The organism is Aeromonas sp. 160P (assembly GCF_055193095.1).
The window spans coordinates 1671277-1685954 of sequence record NZ_JBUXKV010000001.1; the positions used below are offsets into that span (position 1 = coordinate 1671277).

Sequence of the window (14678 nt, forward strand, 5' to 3'; positions counted from 1 at the left end):
TTTCACACATCGAGCGGATTTGCTTACTGCGGCTCGGATTGCGCCGCCGCGTGGTGCTCGGGGATCTTCACCTGCAGCTGCTGCAGACGGCGTCGGTCGGCATGCATCACCTTGAACAGGTAGCCGTCCAGCTCGATCTCCTCGCCCTTCTTGGGCAGGTGGCTGAAGGCGTGCATCACCAGACCGCCGACGGTATCCACCTCTTCATCGCTGAATTTGGTGCCGAAGAAGTCGTTGAAATCCTCGATCTCGGTCAGGGCGCTGATGGAGAAGACCCGCTTGCTGAGGCGACGGATCTCGTCCGGTTCATCCTCGATATCGTCAAACTCGTCGTCAATCTCACCGACGATCAGTTCGAGTATGTCTTCGATGGTCACCAGACCTGAGACGCCACCAAATTCGTCGACCACGATGGCCATGTGGTAGCGCTCTTCACGGAACTCCTTGAGCAGACGGTCAACCCGTTTGCTTTCGGGGACGATCACCGTGGGGCGCAAGATTTTTTCGAGCTGCAGCGGCTCGCTGGCGTGATGGCCGCCAAACCCGAACGGGAGCAGATCCTTGGCGAGCAGAATGCCCTCCACATGATCCTTGTCCTCGTTGATCACCGGGAAGCGGGAGTGACCGGACTCGATGATCACCGGCAGGATCTCGTCCACCGGTTGGGATTTCTCGATGGTCACCATCTGGGAGCGGGGGATCATGATGTCGCGCACGCGCAACTCGGCGATCTCCAGCACCCCCTCGATCATGTCTTTGGTGTCTTGATCGATGAGGTCTCGCTCTTCGGCATCGGCTATCACGTCTACCAAATCATTGCGGTCTTTTGGCTCGCCCTGGAAGAGTTGGCTGAGTTTGTCGAGCCAGGTTTTCTTCGGCGAGCCGGTACTAGGGTGATCGTCGGTCATTTTTTCTCTTGGTTACTCGCTTCAACACATTTGGGATTGTTTGAATGATATAAGGATGGCCATCTGCTGTTTCAAGTCGATGACCGTCCGGCGTTTTACTCTTCGTCGTTCAGATAAGGATCGGCAAAACCAAGCTCCTGCATGATGTCGCGCTCAAGGTGTGGCACCATCTCTTCGGCTTTGTCCCTCTATATCTACTCTGCTACTTCATCGTCCTGATAAGGATTGGCAAAGCCCAGTTCCTGCATGATGTCGCGTTCCAGCTGCTCCATCTCTTCCGCTTCCTCATCCTCGATATGGTCATAACCTAGCAGATGCAGACTGCCGTGCACAACCATGTGGGCCCAGTGGGCCATGAGGGGTTTGCCCTGCTCGTTTGCCTCCTGTTCTACCACCTGACGGCAGATCACCAGATCGCCGAGCAGCGGCAGCTCCAGACCGGGCGGCGCCTCAAACGGGAAGGAGAGCACGTTGGTGGGCTTGTCCTTGCCGCGATAGGTGAGGTTGAGCTCGTTGCTTTCTGCTTCATCGACGATACGCACCGTCACTTCAGCCTCTTGCTGGAAGCCGAGGATGGTGCCATCGAGCCAGCCTTGCAGCTGGGCTTCGGTGGGCAGGCCGTCAGTGCTGGCGCTGGCCAGCTGCAGATCCAGGGTCACACTCATTGGGCACTCTCTTTATGGGATTTTTTGGCCGCCAGCGCGTCTGCCTGCTGGGCATCAAACGCCTCGTAGGCTTGTACTATGCGAGCCACTACCGGATGGCGTACCACGTCCTTTGATTCAAAGAAGTTGAACGACAACCCTTCGACACCCTGCAGCACGTCCAGCGCATGGCGCAGGCCGGATGTCTGGTGGCGGGGCAGGTCAGTCTGGGTAATGTCGCCGGTGACCACTGCCTTGGCGTTGAAGCCGATGCGGGTCAGGAACATCTTCATCTGCTCGGTGGTGGTGTTCTGGGCCTCATCGAGAATGATGAATGCATCGTTGAGGGTGCGGCCGCGCATATAGGCGAGCGGCGCCACTTCGATGATGTTGCGCTCCATCAGTTTTTCAACCCGCTCAAAACCCAGCATCTCGAACAGGGCGTCGTAGAGGGGTCGCAGATAGGGATCCACCTTCTGGGAGAGATCGCCGGGCAAGAAGCCAAGCTTCTCGCCCGCTTCCACCGCCGGGCGAGTCAGCAAGATACGACGGACCTCCTGACGTTCCAGCGCATCTACCGCCGCCGCGACCGCCAGATAGGTTTTGCCTGTGCCTGCAGGGCCTATGCCAAAGCTGACATCGTGACGGACGATATTGGCGATGTACTGCGCCTGATTGGGGCTGCGCGGCTTGATGAGACCGCGCTTGGTCTTGACCGTCACCTCCTTGCCATAGGGGGTGCTTGGTGCCGGTTCATCATCTTGTTCCAGCACCCGTGACTCCGAAATGGCCAGATGAACCATGTCGGGGGTGATATCGGTCACCTTGCCACCCTTGAGGGGCTGGGTTTCCACATAGAGGTGCTTGAGGATGACGGCGGCCGCATCCAGTTGGGCCTGTTTACCTGCCAGCTGGAAGTGGCTGTCACGGTAGCTGATCTCGACGCCGAGGCGGCGCTCCAGCTGCTTGATATTGTCATCGAAGGGGCCGCACAGGCTGGCAAGGCGCTGATTGTCGGCGGGCTCCAGATGCAGATTCAGGGTCGCGGTATGTCGGCTCACAATATCCTCGTCTCAAGGCACTCCCCATTCGCCGGGCGAATGGGGAGGAGGGGATTAATGGGGGGTGAAGGCGGCCACGCCCAGCTCGTCCGGCACGTTGTCCGGGCGGTTGGATTTAACCGGGATTTCGCTCTGGGCGGGGGTAAACGCGGCTACTCCGAGTTCGTCCGGTACGTTATCCGGGCGGCGGGCCAGGATTTCGCTCGGAGCGGTGGCGATGCGCAGGTTCATCTCGCTCTCGCCGCGGATGAACTTGCCGCGCAGGGAGTTGGGACGCACCTCGGTGATCTCCACGTCGGCAAAGCCGCCGATCAGGGTGTGCTGCCCTTCGAAGTTGACCACCCGGTTGTTCTCGGTGCGGCCACACAGTTGCATCGGGTCGAGCTTGGAAGGCCCTTCCACCAGGATACGCTGAGTCGAGCCCAGCATGGCGCGGCCAATCTGCATCGACTGATTGTTGATGACGTGCTGCAGGCGGGCCAGACGGGCTTTCTTCACTTCCATGTCAACATCGTCGGGCATGTCGGCGGCCGGGGTGCCCGGGCGCGGGCTGAAGACGAAGCTGTAGCTCATGTCAAAGTTGATCTCTTCGATCAGCTTCATGGTGGCTTCAAAGTCTTCATCCGTCTCGTTCGGGAAGCCGACAATGAAGTCGGAGCTGATGGTGATATCGGGACGGACGGCGCGCAGGCGACGGATCTTGGACTTGTATTCGAGGATGGTGTGCGGGCGCTTCATCATGGTCAGGATGCGGTCAGAGCCGCTCTGCACCGGCAAGTGCAGGAAGCTGACCACTTCCGGGGTGTCCTTGTAAACCTCGATGATGTCGTCGGTGAACTCGATCGGGTGGCTGGTGGTGTAGCGAATGCGATCGATACCGTCGATAGCGGCCACCAGACGCAGCAGCTCGGCGAAGGTGCAGATGCCGTCATCAAAGGTCGGGCCACGCCAGGCGTTGACGTTCTGACCGAGCAGGTTCACTTCGCGCACCCCTTGCTGGGCGAGCTGGGCAATTTCGTAGAGCACGTCGTCGAGGGGGCGGCTCACCTCTTCACCGCGGGTGTAGGGCACCACGCAGTAAGTGCAGTATTTGGAGCAGCCTTCCATGATGGAGACGAACGCGGTGGCCCCTTCGGCGCGCGGTTCCGGCAGATTGTCGAACTTTTCAATTTCGGGAAACGCAATATCAACCTGGGCGCCACGGCCCTCCTGCACTTGCTTGATCATGGCGGGCAGGCGATGCAGGGTCTGCGGCCCGAACACGATATCCACATAGGGAGCGCGTTGACGAATGGCGTCGCCCTCTTGAGAGGCAACGCAGCCACCTACTCCGATCACCAGACCGGGCTTTTTGGCCTTGAGCTTTTTCCAGCGACCCAGCTGATGGAACACCTTCTCCTGTGCTTTTTCGCGGATGGAGCAGGTATTCAGCAGCAGGACGTCTGCTTCTGCGGGCTCTTCGGTAAGCGTGTAGCCATTGCTGGCATCCAGCAGGTCGGCCATCTTGGACGAGTCGTACTCGTTCATCTGGCAACCCCAGGTTTTAATGTGAAGTTTCTTGCTCATTGCTTCTCTTGACTTGTGTTGAAATCGGCATGGTCAAAGGACCGCGTATTTTACTCCGCAATCTGGATACTGCCTAGCTAATATCCAGCTGGCAATGGTGCTCAGCCGATAGCTGTTGCCCGCCAGCTCAATAAGCTTTCTCCTTGATTTGACGCAGCAATTCCCCATTTGCCTCACTGTTTATCAGGCGTCCTTGCGCTATCATGCAGCTATCCGGTTCACGTCCGGGCGTTGTCGCCGGACGCACCCTTTCAGGAATAAATGTATGGAACAGTGTGATATCGCCATCGTCGGCGCCGGCATGGTGGGCGCCGCCACCGCCTGTCTGCTGGCAGCTCAGGGCCTCTCGGTGCGGGTCATCGAGACGCAACTGCCGGAGCATTACGCCCCGGAGCAACCGCTGGATCTGCGGGTCTCCGCCATCAGTCAGGCCTCGGTGGCGCTGCTGGAGCAGGCCGGTGCCTGGCACCATCTGCAGCAGATGCGACTCTGCCCCTACCGCCGACTGGAGACCTGGGAGCTGGACGGCTTTGCCACCCGCTTCAACGCCGCCGATCTCGGCCTGCCCCAGCTTGGCTACATCATCGAGAACCGGCTGATGCAGCTCGCCCTGCTCAAACGGATGGAGGATTTCCCCAATATCCAGACCCACACCCCTGCTGCGGTGACCAGCCTGCGCCAGAGCGCGGATGAAGCGGTACTGACTCTGGATGACGGTACCGAACTGGCCGCCCGCTGGGTGCTGGCCTGCGATGGCGCTGAATCCCACACCCGCAAGCTGGCCGGTATTGGCGTATCGCGCTTCGAGTACCGCCAGCACTGCATGCTGATCAATATCGACACCGACTTTGCGCAAGAAGATATCACCTGGCAGCAGTTCACCCCGAGCGGCCCGCGCGCCTTCCTGCCGCTGCCAGGCCAGCACGGCTCCCTGGTGTGGTATGACAGCCCGGCTCGCATCCGGGCGCTGGCCACCATGAGCAACGAAGGGCTGGCCGCCGAAGTGCGCCGCCACTTCCCGAGCCGCCTCGGCGGTTTTACCGTTACCGGCAAGGGGAGCTTCCCGCTGGTGCGCCGCCACGCCAATGACTATCACGCCGGTCGGGTGGTGCTGCTCGGCGATGCCGCCCACACCATCAACCCGCTGGCGGGGCAGGGGGTCAACCTCGGCTTCAAGGATGTGGCCTGCTGGACTGATCTGCTGCAAGGGGCTGGCGCCGACTGGCATCAGCTGGCGCTGGCTGAGCGCTATGAGCGCCGTCGTCGTCCTGACAACCTGCTGATGCAGTCGGGGATGGATCTCTTCTACGGGGTGTTCAGCAACGAGATTGGCCCCCTCAAACTGGCCCGCAATCTGGCCCTCAATCTGGCGGACAAGGCGGGCCCGCTCAAGGAGATGGCGCTGCGCTATGCGCTGGGGTTGGTTTAGTCGAGAGGCGGGGCATGAGGCCATGACGCAGCGATGGCCAACTTGATGCCCCTCGTATTTTTTATCTTGTCCCCTCGTGTTGATCTCTGTCAGCGGTTGCGTGGGGGCTTTGTGAGGGCAATGTGGTGCCCGGATGGCTAGTTACAAGGATGGACAGATGCGTTATCAGGGACGGATCGCGAGCTGGAACGAGGCGCGCGGCTTTGGGTTTATTACGCCGGAACAACATGACGCCGAGCAGGCAACCGCAGGAGAGCGTGGTGCAGGGTTGTTTGTGCATGTCACCGCCTTGCAATCAGATGGCCGCTTGCCCGAGCAGGGGGAGCGAGTCACTTATCTGATCGGCAGTGGTCAGGATGGCAAACCGCGGGCGCTGCAGGTGTTTTTCCCCGATCGCCCGCTCACCCTGGTTGATGCCGGGAGGTCGGCCGCGCGAGCTGCCACATCATCAGCTGCGCCATCATTTCGGGCGGCAAGTCAGCCGCCACAGCCCACCGCGACCAGAGCGCGAATTAACCCCTACCGGCGCCGCAAGAGCAGCTGGCGCGGCAAACTCATTCCCCTGCTGGTGCTCGCCGGTCTCTTTTCCATCTATTCCCGCTTTTCGGCCGAGTCGCAGGACCTCTGGCCGACCTCCTCCGTTAGCGGCAGTGACAGCCGTCTCGGCGAGGTCTCATCGCAACCGGCCCAATCCTACCAGTGTGATGGCCGACAGCATTGCTCCCAGATGACCTCCTGCGAAGAGGCGACCTGGTTTTTGCAACACTGCCCCAATACCAAGATGGATGGGGAGGGGGATGGTATACCCTGTGAAAACCAGTGGTGCGGTCATTAACGCCCACTTATTGGGTTGATAAATAACAGGTATTTTATTTGATTTCCGGCATGGAATTGTGGGTTGGGATCTTGCCGGATCGTCTTGCATCACAAACTGTGGTCTCAGTTGGCTAAGTGGCATTTGGGTGCTTTACTCAATCTGCTGATTCAATTGTTAATAGGCGGCGGTTCGCCACTTTTGCCACAGGATGGCCACCATGGTGGATGAGAGACAGGGGTTGCCGACTCGCTTCGCCGAACGGGCCCACTATCTGGCAGCATTGCTGGATTCGCTGGAAGACCAAATTTCGGTGATCGACCGAAATGGGGTGATCCACTACACCAACCTGGCCTGGGACAGATTTGCGGAACAAAACGGCATGCCCAAGGGTTATAACTGGCTTGGCGTTAACTACATGGGGGTGTGTGACGGTTCCGATGAACCTCTGGCCCGGAGTGCGGTGGAGGGGATCCGGCGGGTGCTTGGCCGCGATCAGGAGACCTTCTATCTGGAGTATCCATGTCACAGCCCTGACGCCCAGCGCTGGTTTATGATGCGGGTGGCGAAGGTGATCGGCGTTGAAGCCGAGTTTTATGCCATCGCGCACATCAATATCACCGAGCGCAAGTTGCTGGAGCAGGAGGTCGAAAAACTCTCCTTGCATGATCCCCTGACCGGACTGGCCAACCGGCGCCTGTTCAACAGCTTTTTGCACAGCGAGTGGCGGCGCAGTGTGCGTGAGCGGACCCCGCTCTCTCTCATCATGGTTGATCTGGATAACTTCAAGGCATGCAACGATCATCTGGGCCACCAGATGGGGGATGGCTCCCTGCAACTGGTTGGTCATCTGTTGCAATCTTTTTGCAAGCGTCCGGCCGATCTGCCTTGCCGCTTTGGCGGCGATGAGTTTGCCCTGATCCTGGGCAATACCGACAGGGCAGCAGCCTTGCAACTGGGTGAGGAGATCCGCCAGGCCATCAATGATCTCGACATCGTGGTGGCGGATAATATTCAAGTCAGCGCCAGTATTGGCATTGCCACCTATACGGCAGAGCATCCGCTGGATTGCGAAAGCGCGCTGCTGGCAGCCGCTGATGCGGCGCTCTATAGCGCCAAGGGGGCGGGGAAAAATCGCAGCCACAGCGTCAGTTGTTGAGTGCCTCCGGTTATTCATGCTGCGCCCCCGTTATGGGGGCGCACTGTTTTAAGGGGGATCACTGTTTTAAAGAAGATCTGCGAGCCTCAACGTTCGGGCTGTGCCGCGATCGGGGTGGGCTGGCTCGCAATGGCCAACTGGATGAAGTGATCCCGGATGGGATCGGCAAAACCGGGGTTCCATACCATGCTAATCTCCCACTCTGAGCAGGGGCCCGAGAGTGGATAGAGGGTGACATCGGGGCCGGCGATAAAGCTGACACTGCGGGGCAGGATGGCGTTGCCGATGCCAGCCGCCACCAGCGCGACCAGTGTCTGGATATCCTCGGCTTCCTGGATCATGCCGGTCAGCCGGTTGGCGCCGAGAAAACTGGCGATCTGCTGGCTGAGACCGGGACAGCGGTGGCCGACCATCTGCAACAGCGGTTGGCTGGCCAAGGCTTGCTGGAGATCGAATGCGGCCGGGTCGGGCGTTGTCATTCGGGTCGGCACCGCCAGTACCAGCCGATCGGTCAGTAGCCGGTGCTCCCGTAGCTGAGGGGTGTCAGGTCGGCGCATAAAACCCAGTTGTAACTGGCCGGAGAGCAGCTGCTCCTGCTGGATGGCGGAGGGCATGTCCTGCAGATGGACCATGACGTTGGCAACCTGTTGCTTGAAGCGGGCCACCAGCGAGGGAGCCAGCGCAAAGCTCGACAGGCCGAAACCAATCTTGAGCCGCCCGGCCACGCCGCTGGCGAGTGCCAGCGCATGGCGCTCAAATCCCTTGCCATGTTCGACCAGCGCACTCGCTTGGGTAAGCAGCTGGGCGCCGATGGCCGTCAGCTCGGCGCCGTGGCGACCGCGATTGAATAGGGTGCTGCCGAGCGCCTGCTCCAGCCCCTGGATCTGCTTGGTGAGGGCCGGTTGGGTGATGAACAGGCGGTTGGCCGCTTCCCGATAGTTGGCGGTGTCGGCCAGCGTCACAAACGCCTGCAGTTGCCTCAAGTCGAATTTCATTCCAATTGGTTATCCAAAGTGGCGATTTATTGATTATAAATTATCTAATCGACTTGTTCTAATGGTCCGGTAAAGGGAGCCGCGCCTCCCTCCGACTGGAACAAGGAGCCATATCATGTCCACTCAACGTTATCTTTTTTTGGTCAAGGGCACGCTGGTGCTGGCCCAGCCATTGGCGGCCCCGGAGACGGGGGAGTTGCTTGCCAGCCTGTTGCAACAAGGGTTTGTGGTCGGCCCCTTGCAGGTGTGGGCTGGCAGTGCCGAACAGGCGCTGTCCTGTTACGAGCGGGCCGCCCAGCAACAGGCCTTTGCCGATGCGCTCTCTGGCGCTGAGCCCAAGCTGGCCGGAGTGTCTGCATGAGTGCTGGTATGAGTGCCAGCATGAGCGCCGACATGAGCAACATCACCTTGTCGGTATCCGCCCTGCTGCTCGATATGGATGGCACCATGGTCTGCTCGACCGGTGATGTGGAGAAGGTGTGGCGGCTCTGGTGCCAGCATCATCAGCTTGCCCCCGAGCCGGTGTTGGCAATGTGCCACGGCATGCGATCGCGGGAGGTGATCCGGGCGCTGGCCCCGCAACTGGATGTGGAGCGGGAGGCGGCGCGGCTCGACGAACTGGAGATGCTGCATACCGGCGGCGATGCCATCGCCGGAGCTGGCGAGCAGCTGCGCCGCTTGCCGCCCCGGCACTGGGCCATCGTGACCTCCGCCAGTGAGCGGGTTGCCCACCATCGCCTGAATTGTGCCGGTTTGCCGCTGCCCGCCGTGCTGGTGGGGGCCGAAGCGGTGAGCAATGGCAAACCCGATCCCGAACCCTATCTGCTGGGCGCCGAGCGACTTGGCGTGCCGCCCGCTCGCTGTCTGGTGTTCGAGGATGCGCCAGCCGGTATCGAGAGTGCCCTGCGCGCTGGCTGCACAGTGGTGCAGGTGGGGGGCGATCAGCCGCTCAATCCGGCGGTGGTGGCGGTGATCCGCGACTGGCGCGAGGTGAAGGTGACGTTTGGGGAAGGCGATTCCCTGCTGGTGACGCTGCCCACCTGAGTGCCGGAGAGCGCGCTGCGGCGGCATATTGTGGTATGAGCTATCGCCATCAGCACGGTTTGTCGCAATAAAAACGCCCCCGAACTGCGGGGGCGTTTTGCTATCTGACCGTTATTTGAAGACGCGGAAACGGGTGGCATCGTCGATAAAGCTCTTCTCTCCGGCCGCTTGCTTGATGCTGCCAAAGGGCATCTGGGCGCGCAGCAGCCAGCTGGCGGGCAGGTTCCACTCTTTGCGCACCACCTCGTCGATCAGCGGGTTGTAGTGCTGCAGGGAGGCGCCGATCTTCTCCTGAGCCAGGGTGGTCCAGACCGCAAACTGGGCGATGCCGGTGGCATGTTCCGACCAGACGGGGAAGTTGTCGGCATACAGCGCAAATTTTTGCTGCAGATCCTTGATAACGTCGGTGTCCTCGAAGAACAGCACAGTGCCAAAGCCAGCGCGGAAGCTGCCATCCACCTTGGCCTCACTCTGGGCATATGCCTCTGGCGGCACAATCTTTTTCAGCTCGGCTTTGACCATGTCCCACAGCTTGTGGTGCTGGGCGCCAAACAGAATGACGGCGCGGGAGCTCTGGGAGTTGAAGGAGGAGGGGCTGTGCCTGATGGCCTCCTGAATGAGGGTCGTCAGCTGTTCCGGGGTATGGGACACCTGGTCGCCCAGGGCATAGATGGTACGACGTGCTTTGATCTGCTCGATAAACGGACTACTCATAACATCTCCTTTGCTTGATAGTCACCGGGCGCCAGCCTTGCGGTCAGCCATCCCCTGTTGTTCAAGCTATAGACTATACCACCCGATTATCTTCTGGGCGTTTACACACAGTGGTGACACTTTCAACCGAGGGTAAAAAACCCTCTGCAGACGACCGGCGTGATTGCTTGCAGAGGGGGAAAGGCTAGCTGAACAACAGGTAGGAGAGGGTCATGCAGCAGATGATGCCCGAGATGATGGGCACCGAGGTGCGCTTGATGATCTCGATGGGGTTGCTGCCGGTGATCGAGGCGATGACGATGATCACCGCGGCGACCGGCGACATGGAGCGGATCAGGTTGGCGGTGAGCTGCATCGGCAGCGCCACTGACACGCTGTTGACCCCGACCTTCTCGGTGATCTCGGGAATGATGTTGATAAAGGAGTAGAAGACCGCCAGCCCGCTGCCGCTGATAAAGCCGATCAGCGCCGCGGTGCCGGAGAAGAAGAACATCAGGATGGAGCCGACCCCGTCGATGTGCTTCACGCTGTCCACCAGGGTATCTATGATACCGATGGCTTTGAGCCCCTCCACCAGCATGCTGGCCGCCACGATAAGCGACACCACCTGAGCCAGACCCGTGCCCATGCCGCTAAAGAAGATGGCGAACTCCTTGCTGGTCTCCTTGATATTGCCTTTGCGCAGCAGCTCCACCCCTATGGTGAGCAGCAGGCAGACGAAGGTGATCTCCACCAACCCCAGCGAGATGTGGGTGAAGAGGATGCCAAACAGCAGCACCAGCACCAGCGGCAGTACCGGGAAGAGGCCGTAGTAGGCGGGTGGCAAGCTGGTGGGCAGGGCGAGGGATTCATCCTTTTCCTCCAGTCCGCCGCGCGCCTGCTGGCGCTTGTCCATCGCCTTCTGCCAGAAGTAGTGCACCACCGCCATCAGCGCCAGCGTCGGCAGCGAGATGGGGGCGTGGTAGGAGACGATGTACTCCACCAGCGGGATCCCCAGCTTCTGGGCAGCCAGCACGTTATCGGCCCCCAGTGGGCTTGGCATGATGGTGGCGGTGGTGGCAATGACGGCCCCGGCGGTGAGGGAGGACATGTTGGACGCCTTCAGTACCGGATAGAGGGTGGCCATCAGCAGCACCGCCAGGCTGGCGGCGCTTGGCACCACCAGCGAGAGCAGGTTGCCCAGGAGGAAAATCACCGGCACCAGCAGATAGGGGGAGCGGATGCGGCTCAAGGGGCGGGTCAGCAGCATGACGGTCACGTCGTTGGCGCCGATGTGGCTCATGTAGCTGGAGAAGCCGAACAGCACCATGATGGTGAGGCCGACATTGCCCATCTGGCTGATGAAGATCTTTTTGATCTGAACGAAGGGATCAAGCCAGCTGAGGCCACTGCTCTCGGCTGCAGGCAATAGTGGGTGGCCCAGTCCGACGGCTGCGAACATCAACAGCAGGCCTGCAGCGAACAGCACTATCTTGGCATCGTAGTTTTTGGCGATGAGATAGCCGCAGATGACCAGGATCAGGGTGCTGACAATTATTTCCAGCATGGTTCCAACACTCTCTTCTTGCTATGAATTGGCCAGCGAGCTGGCGGTTCGGGATCAGATGGCGCGGGCCAGGGTCTCCATGCACCAGGCCCTGAATCCGGGCACGTCGATATCGAGGCACACCTCGGCGTTGGGCGGCCGCTTGAGCCGGTTGTTGATATCCACCGAGGTGGTGCCCAGGGTGTGCTCGCCCCGGGTTTCGATGGCCACATGACAGGCCTGAGTGGTAAACAACTCGGGGCGTACCAGATAGGCGATGGCGCAGAGATCGTGCATCTTGAGCCCGGTCTGCATGCTGCCGCCGCGATAGTGGCCGAACAGGGCGTGGAGCATGGCGCCGGTGCGGTTGAGGGCGGGCAGCGTCGCAATCATCTCGCCGGTCAGGGTGGCCCGACTGGTGACATCCAGCCCGCACATCACGATGGGCAGGCCGCTGCTGAAGACGATGTGGGCCGCCTCCGGATCCACGTAGATATTGAACTCGGCATTTGGAGTGTGGTTGCCCCGACCGGCCGAGCCGCCCATCAGTACGATCCGCTCGATCTTCTCCCGGCACTCGGGGTGCAGGGTGAGCAGCAGGGCGATGTTGGTCAGCGGCCCTATGGGCACCAGCGTCATGGGCTGTTCGCTGGCCAGCAGGGTCGCCCGCATTGCGGCGACCGCATGCTCCGGCAGCGGCTGTTGCTGCGGCTCGGCAAACTCATAACCGTCGAGGCCGGAGTGGCCGTGGATATGGCTGGCATTGTCGAGGGGGTGCACGAGAGGCTGGCTGGCCCCTTGCGCCACCGGCACCGCTTTACCGAAAAAGTGCAGCAGGCGCAGGGCGTTGCGTGTGGTCTTGCTGACATCGACGTTGCCGGCGACCGTGGTGATGAGCGCCAGCTCGATCCCGGGATGAAACAGGGCGGCGGCGATGGCAACGGCATCGTCGATGCCGGGGTCGGTATCCAGAATAATGGCGACAGGGTTCACGCTGTTCTCCTCGAGGTTAATCGGCTTGGCCGGCATCGGCGTGGGGCCAGCAGCAGATGAAGGGGTCGACAATCTCGCGGGTCAGACCGTCGGTGAGGCCGAGATCGGTCAGATGGGGCCCCGCATTGCAGGCAAGACAGGTCCCCTCGATGGCCTTGAATACCCGGTAGGGGGGCTCCCACTCCACCACCTTGCCGCTCACTTCGCGCAGGGCGTGGAAGCTGGCAGCCAGCTCGCTGGCTGGCAGATCGGAGAGCATGCCCGCGATGGGCATGGCAACGTGGGCCAGTACCTTACCCTGCTGGACGACGGCCATGCCGCCTCCGCTGGCGATCAGGGTGTTGGCGGCCAGCATCATCTCTTGCGGGTCGCGCCCCAGCACCACCAGATTATGGGAGTCGTGGGAGTAGCTGGTGGCGATAGCCCCTTGCAGCTCGCCCCACCCTTCCAGCAGCGCCAGCCGGGTGCCCGCCTTATGGCGACCGTGGCGGTGTTGCACCGAGATCAGGCTAAATCCCGCCGGCACGATGACCTGACCATCCAGAACCTCAACCTCGGTTTCGCTCCACTGGGTGAAGCGGGCCCCCTTGATGGTCTTGAAGCGGGCACGCCCCGCAGTCAGCCCGGGCACCCGAATGACAAAGTCCTCCAGAGTGCGCAGGGGGATCTGCATGGTATCGCGTGGTGCCTGACAACCCGCGACAGGCTTGGAGGGGGTGAGAATGGCGCCATGACGGGCGACCCGCTGGCCGCCACTGTAGACGCTGAGCGGATTAAGGTCGGTGAGGTTGTCAAACACCACCAGATCGGCATTGCGGCCCGCAGCCACCAGCCCCAAATCGTTGCGTTGCAGACGGATGGCGGCATTGAGGGTGGCCATCCGCAGCACGTCGGGCACCGCCAGCCCCAGCTCAGCCAGTAGTTTGACCAGCGCGATCATCCCCCCCTTCTCCAGCAGCATGTCGGGCGGCACATCGTCGGTACAGAGAGTGATCTGGGAGGAGAGGTGGGGCAGCTGTTTCAGCGCCGCGACGATCTCCGGCAGCAGGTAGGGGTGGGAACCGCGCAGTTGCAGGGTGAGCCCGGCCCGCAGCTTCTCCAGCGCATCGGCAGCCGAGGTGAGCTCGTGATCCGAGCTGACCCCAGCAGCCAGATAGGCTTGCAGCCTGTTACCACTCAGGCCCCGGGCGTGCCCCTCAATCAGGGCATTGCGTTGCAAACCGGCGTGCAGGATGCCGGTCATCCGCTCGCTGCCGCCCAGCACCCCTTGCATATCCATCACCTCGGCGATCCCGGCCACCTCCGGCCACTCCAGCATGGTCGCCATCTCGGGGCCATGAAAGTCGGCGCCCGACATCTCGAGGCCCGGCGTCGAGGGGACGCTGGAGGGGGCGGCGCAGATCACCCGCAGCGGCAGGTTGCGGCTGGCGTCGATGGCGTAGCGAACCCCCGCCAGCCCAAGCACATTGGCCAGCTCGTGGGGATCCCAGAAGATGGTGGTGGTGCCCTGCGCGACCACCACATCGGCGTAGCGCTCCGGCGTCAGGTGGGAGCTCTCCACATGAACATGGCTGTCGATAAGCCCCGGTGAGAGATAGGCACCGGCCAGATCGTGGATCTCGCTCGCCTGCTGGCAGGTGCCGACCGGATGAACGCTTGCGATGAGTGAACCTACCAGCCCGACATCTGCGGGGCGGATCTCGCCGGTCACCATGTCGATCACCTTGGCGTTGGTCAGCAGCAGATCGAAGGGCGCTTCGCCAAGAGCTGCCTGCACGGCGCGGCGGCGCAAGTTGAGGGATGCATCTTGTTCACACATGAAGGAG

13 protein-coding genes and 1 pseudogene are annotated in these 14678 nt (G+C 61.1%); 5 read left to right on the top strand and 9 right to left on the bottom strand.

Going from position 1 to position 14678, the window contains the following annotated elements; genetic code table 11:
• Positions 1-23 precede the first annotated feature (23 nt).
• From corC to miaB, 4 genes and pseudogenes are all read right to left on the bottom strand, one after another.
• Entirely contained in the window at positions 24-908 is an 885-nt protein-coding gene (gene corC, locus ACY8FN_RS07915; RefSeq protein WP_042022837.1) for a CNNM family magnesium/cobalt transport protein CorC, read from the bottom strand.
• Between the two features lie 194 nt (positions 909-1102).
• Positions 1103-1573, bottom strand: a complete 471-nt coding sequence (ybeY, locus tag ACY8FN_RS07920) for an rRNA maturation RNase YbeY (protein ID WP_463099678.1) — start codon at positions 1571-1573, stop codon at positions 1103-1105.
• Entirely contained in the window at positions 1570-2613 is a 1044-nt protein-coding gene (locus tag ACY8FN_RS07925) for a PhoH family protein (protein WP_042022840.1), read from the bottom strand. Before ACY8FN_RS07925 ends, ybeY begins: the two co-directional genes overlap by 4 nt.
• A 138-nt stretch (positions 2614-2751) precedes the next feature.
• Positions 2752-4179 (bottom strand): annotated as a pseudogene (gene miaB, locus ACY8FN_RS07930) (tRNA (N6-isopentenyl adenosine(37)-C2)-methylthiotransferase MiaB); the annotation flags it as partial.
• A gap of 265 nt (positions 4180-4444) precedes the next feature.
• Between miaB and ACY8FN_RS07935 the strand changes: the two are divergent.
• From ACY8FN_RS07935 to ACY8FN_RS07945, 3 genes are all read left to right on the top strand, one after another.
• Positions 4445-5608 (top strand): FAD-dependent oxidoreductase, encoded by a 1164-nt coding sequence (locus ACY8FN_RS07935; RefSeq protein ID WP_463099679.1) that lies wholly within the window; start codon positions 4445-4447, stop codon positions 5606-5608.
• Positions 5609-5765: 157 nt separating this feature from the next.
• Entirely contained in the window at positions 5766-6443 is a 678-nt protein-coding gene (locus ACY8FN_RS07940; protein WP_101325552.1) for an excalibur calcium-binding domain-containing protein, read from the top strand.
• A gap of 199 nt (positions 6444-6642) precedes the next feature.
• The gene (locus ACY8FN_RS07945) at positions 6643-7581 is read left to right on the top strand and encodes a sensor domain-containing diguanylate cyclase (protein ID WP_463099680.1); all 939 of its coding nucleotides are present in this window, start codon (positions 6643-6645) and stop codon (positions 7579-7581) included.
• A gap of 86 nt (positions 7582-7667) precedes the next feature.
• Here ACY8FN_RS07945 and ACY8FN_RS07950 read toward each other — a convergent pair whose 3' ends face one another.
• On the bottom strand, positions 7668-8576 hold the full coding sequence (locus tag ACY8FN_RS07950) for a LysR family transcriptional regulator (RefSeq protein ID WP_463099681.1): 909 nt from the start codon (positions 8574-8576) through the stop codon (positions 7668-7670).
• 115 nt (positions 8577-8691) lie between these two features.
• On the opposite strand from ACY8FN_RS07950, the gene ACY8FN_RS07955 reads away from it, so the two are divergent.
• Positions 8692-8937 (top strand): hypothetical protein, encoded by a 246-nt coding sequence (locus ACY8FN_RS07955; RefSeq protein WP_463099682.1) that lies wholly within the window; start codon positions 8692-8694, stop codon positions 8935-8937.
• 32 nt (positions 8938-8969) lie between these two features.
• Complete coding sequence (locus tag ACY8FN_RS07960; RefSeq protein ID WP_463101144.1) at positions 8970-9620, top strand: HAD-IA family hydrolase; 651 nt, start codon at positions 8970-8972, stop codon at positions 9618-9620.
• 111 nt (positions 9621-9731) lie between these two features.
• Here ACY8FN_RS07960 and ACY8FN_RS07965 read toward each other — a convergent pair whose 3' ends face one another.
• The 4 genes from ACY8FN_RS07965 to ACY8FN_RS07980 form a co-directional block, all read right to left on the bottom strand.
• On the bottom strand, positions 9732-10334 hold the full coding sequence (locus ACY8FN_RS07965) for a nitroreductase family protein (RefSeq protein ID WP_463099683.1): 603 nt from the start codon (positions 10332-10334) through the stop codon (positions 9732-9734).
• Positions 10335-10518: 184 nt separating this feature from the next.
• Positions 10519-11880 carry a C4-dicarboxylate transporter DcuC gene (gene dcuC, locus ACY8FN_RS07970; RefSeq protein ID WP_463099684.1) on the bottom strand — a complete coding sequence of 454 codons (1362 nt, stop codon included), beginning with the start codon at positions 11878-11880 and terminating at the stop codon, positions 10519-10521.
• Between the two features lie 54 nt (positions 11881-11934).
• Complete coding sequence (gene rihC, locus ACY8FN_RS07975; RefSeq protein WP_463099685.1) at positions 11935-12852, bottom strand: ribonucleoside hydrolase RihC; 918 nt, start codon at positions 12850-12852, stop codon at positions 11935-11937.
• A gap of 16 nt (positions 12853-12868) precedes the next feature.
• Positions 12869-14671: an adenine deaminase gene (locus tag ACY8FN_RS07980; RefSeq protein WP_463099686.1), complete on the bottom strand. Its 1803-nt coding sequence runs from the start codon at positions 14669-14671 to the stop codon at positions 12869-12871.
• Between the last annotated feature and the right edge of the window lie 7 nt (positions 14672-14678).

What these genes read in the sequence shown, in the direction of transcription:
- corC (WP_042022837.1), bottom strand. Translation starts at nt 908, where the DNA reads ATGACCGACGATCACCCTAGTACCGGCTCGCCGAAGAAAACCTGGCTC.
- ybeY (WP_463099678.1), bottom strand. Translation starts at nt 1,573, where the DNA reads ATGAGTGTGACCCTGGATCTGCAGCTGGCCAGCGCCAGCACTGACGGC.
- ACY8FN_RS07935 (WP_463099679.1), top strand. Translation starts at nt 4,445, where the DNA reads ATGGAACAGTGTGATATCGCCATCGTCGGCGCCGGCATGGTGGGCGCC.
- ACY8FN_RS07940 (WP_101325552.1), top strand. Translation starts at nt 5,766, where the DNA reads ATGCGTTATCAGGGACGGATCGCGAGCTGGAACGAGGCGCGCGGCTTT.
- ACY8FN_RS07945 (WP_463099680.1), top strand. Translation starts at nt 6,643, where the DNA reads ATGGTGGATGAGAGACAGGGGTTGCCGACTCGCTTCGCCGAACGGGCC.
- ACY8FN_RS07950 (WP_463099681.1), bottom strand. Translation starts at nt 8,576, where the DNA reads ATGAAATTCGACTTGAGGCAACTGCAGGCGTTTGTGACGCTGGCCGAC.
- ACY8FN_RS07955 (WP_463099682.1), top strand. Translation starts at nt 8,692, where the DNA reads ATGTCCACTCAACGTTATCTTTTTTTGGTCAAGGGCACGCTGGTGCTG.
- ACY8FN_RS07960 (WP_463101144.1), top strand. Translation starts at nt 8,970, where the DNA reads ATGAGCAACATCACCTTGTCGGTATCCGCCCTGCTGCTCGATATGGAT.
- ACY8FN_RS07965 (WP_463099683.1), bottom strand. Translation starts at nt 10,334, where the DNA reads ATGAGTAGTCCGTTTATCGAGCAGATCAAAGCACGTCGTACCATCTAT.
- dcuC (WP_463099684.1), bottom strand. Translation starts at nt 11,880, where the DNA reads ATGCTGGAAATAATTGTCAGCACCCTGATCCTGGTCATCTGCGGCTAT.
- ACY8FN_RS07980 (WP_463099686.1), bottom strand. Translation starts at nt 14,671, where the DNA reads ATGTGTGAACAAGATGCATCCCTCAACTTGCGCCGCCGCGCCGTGCAG.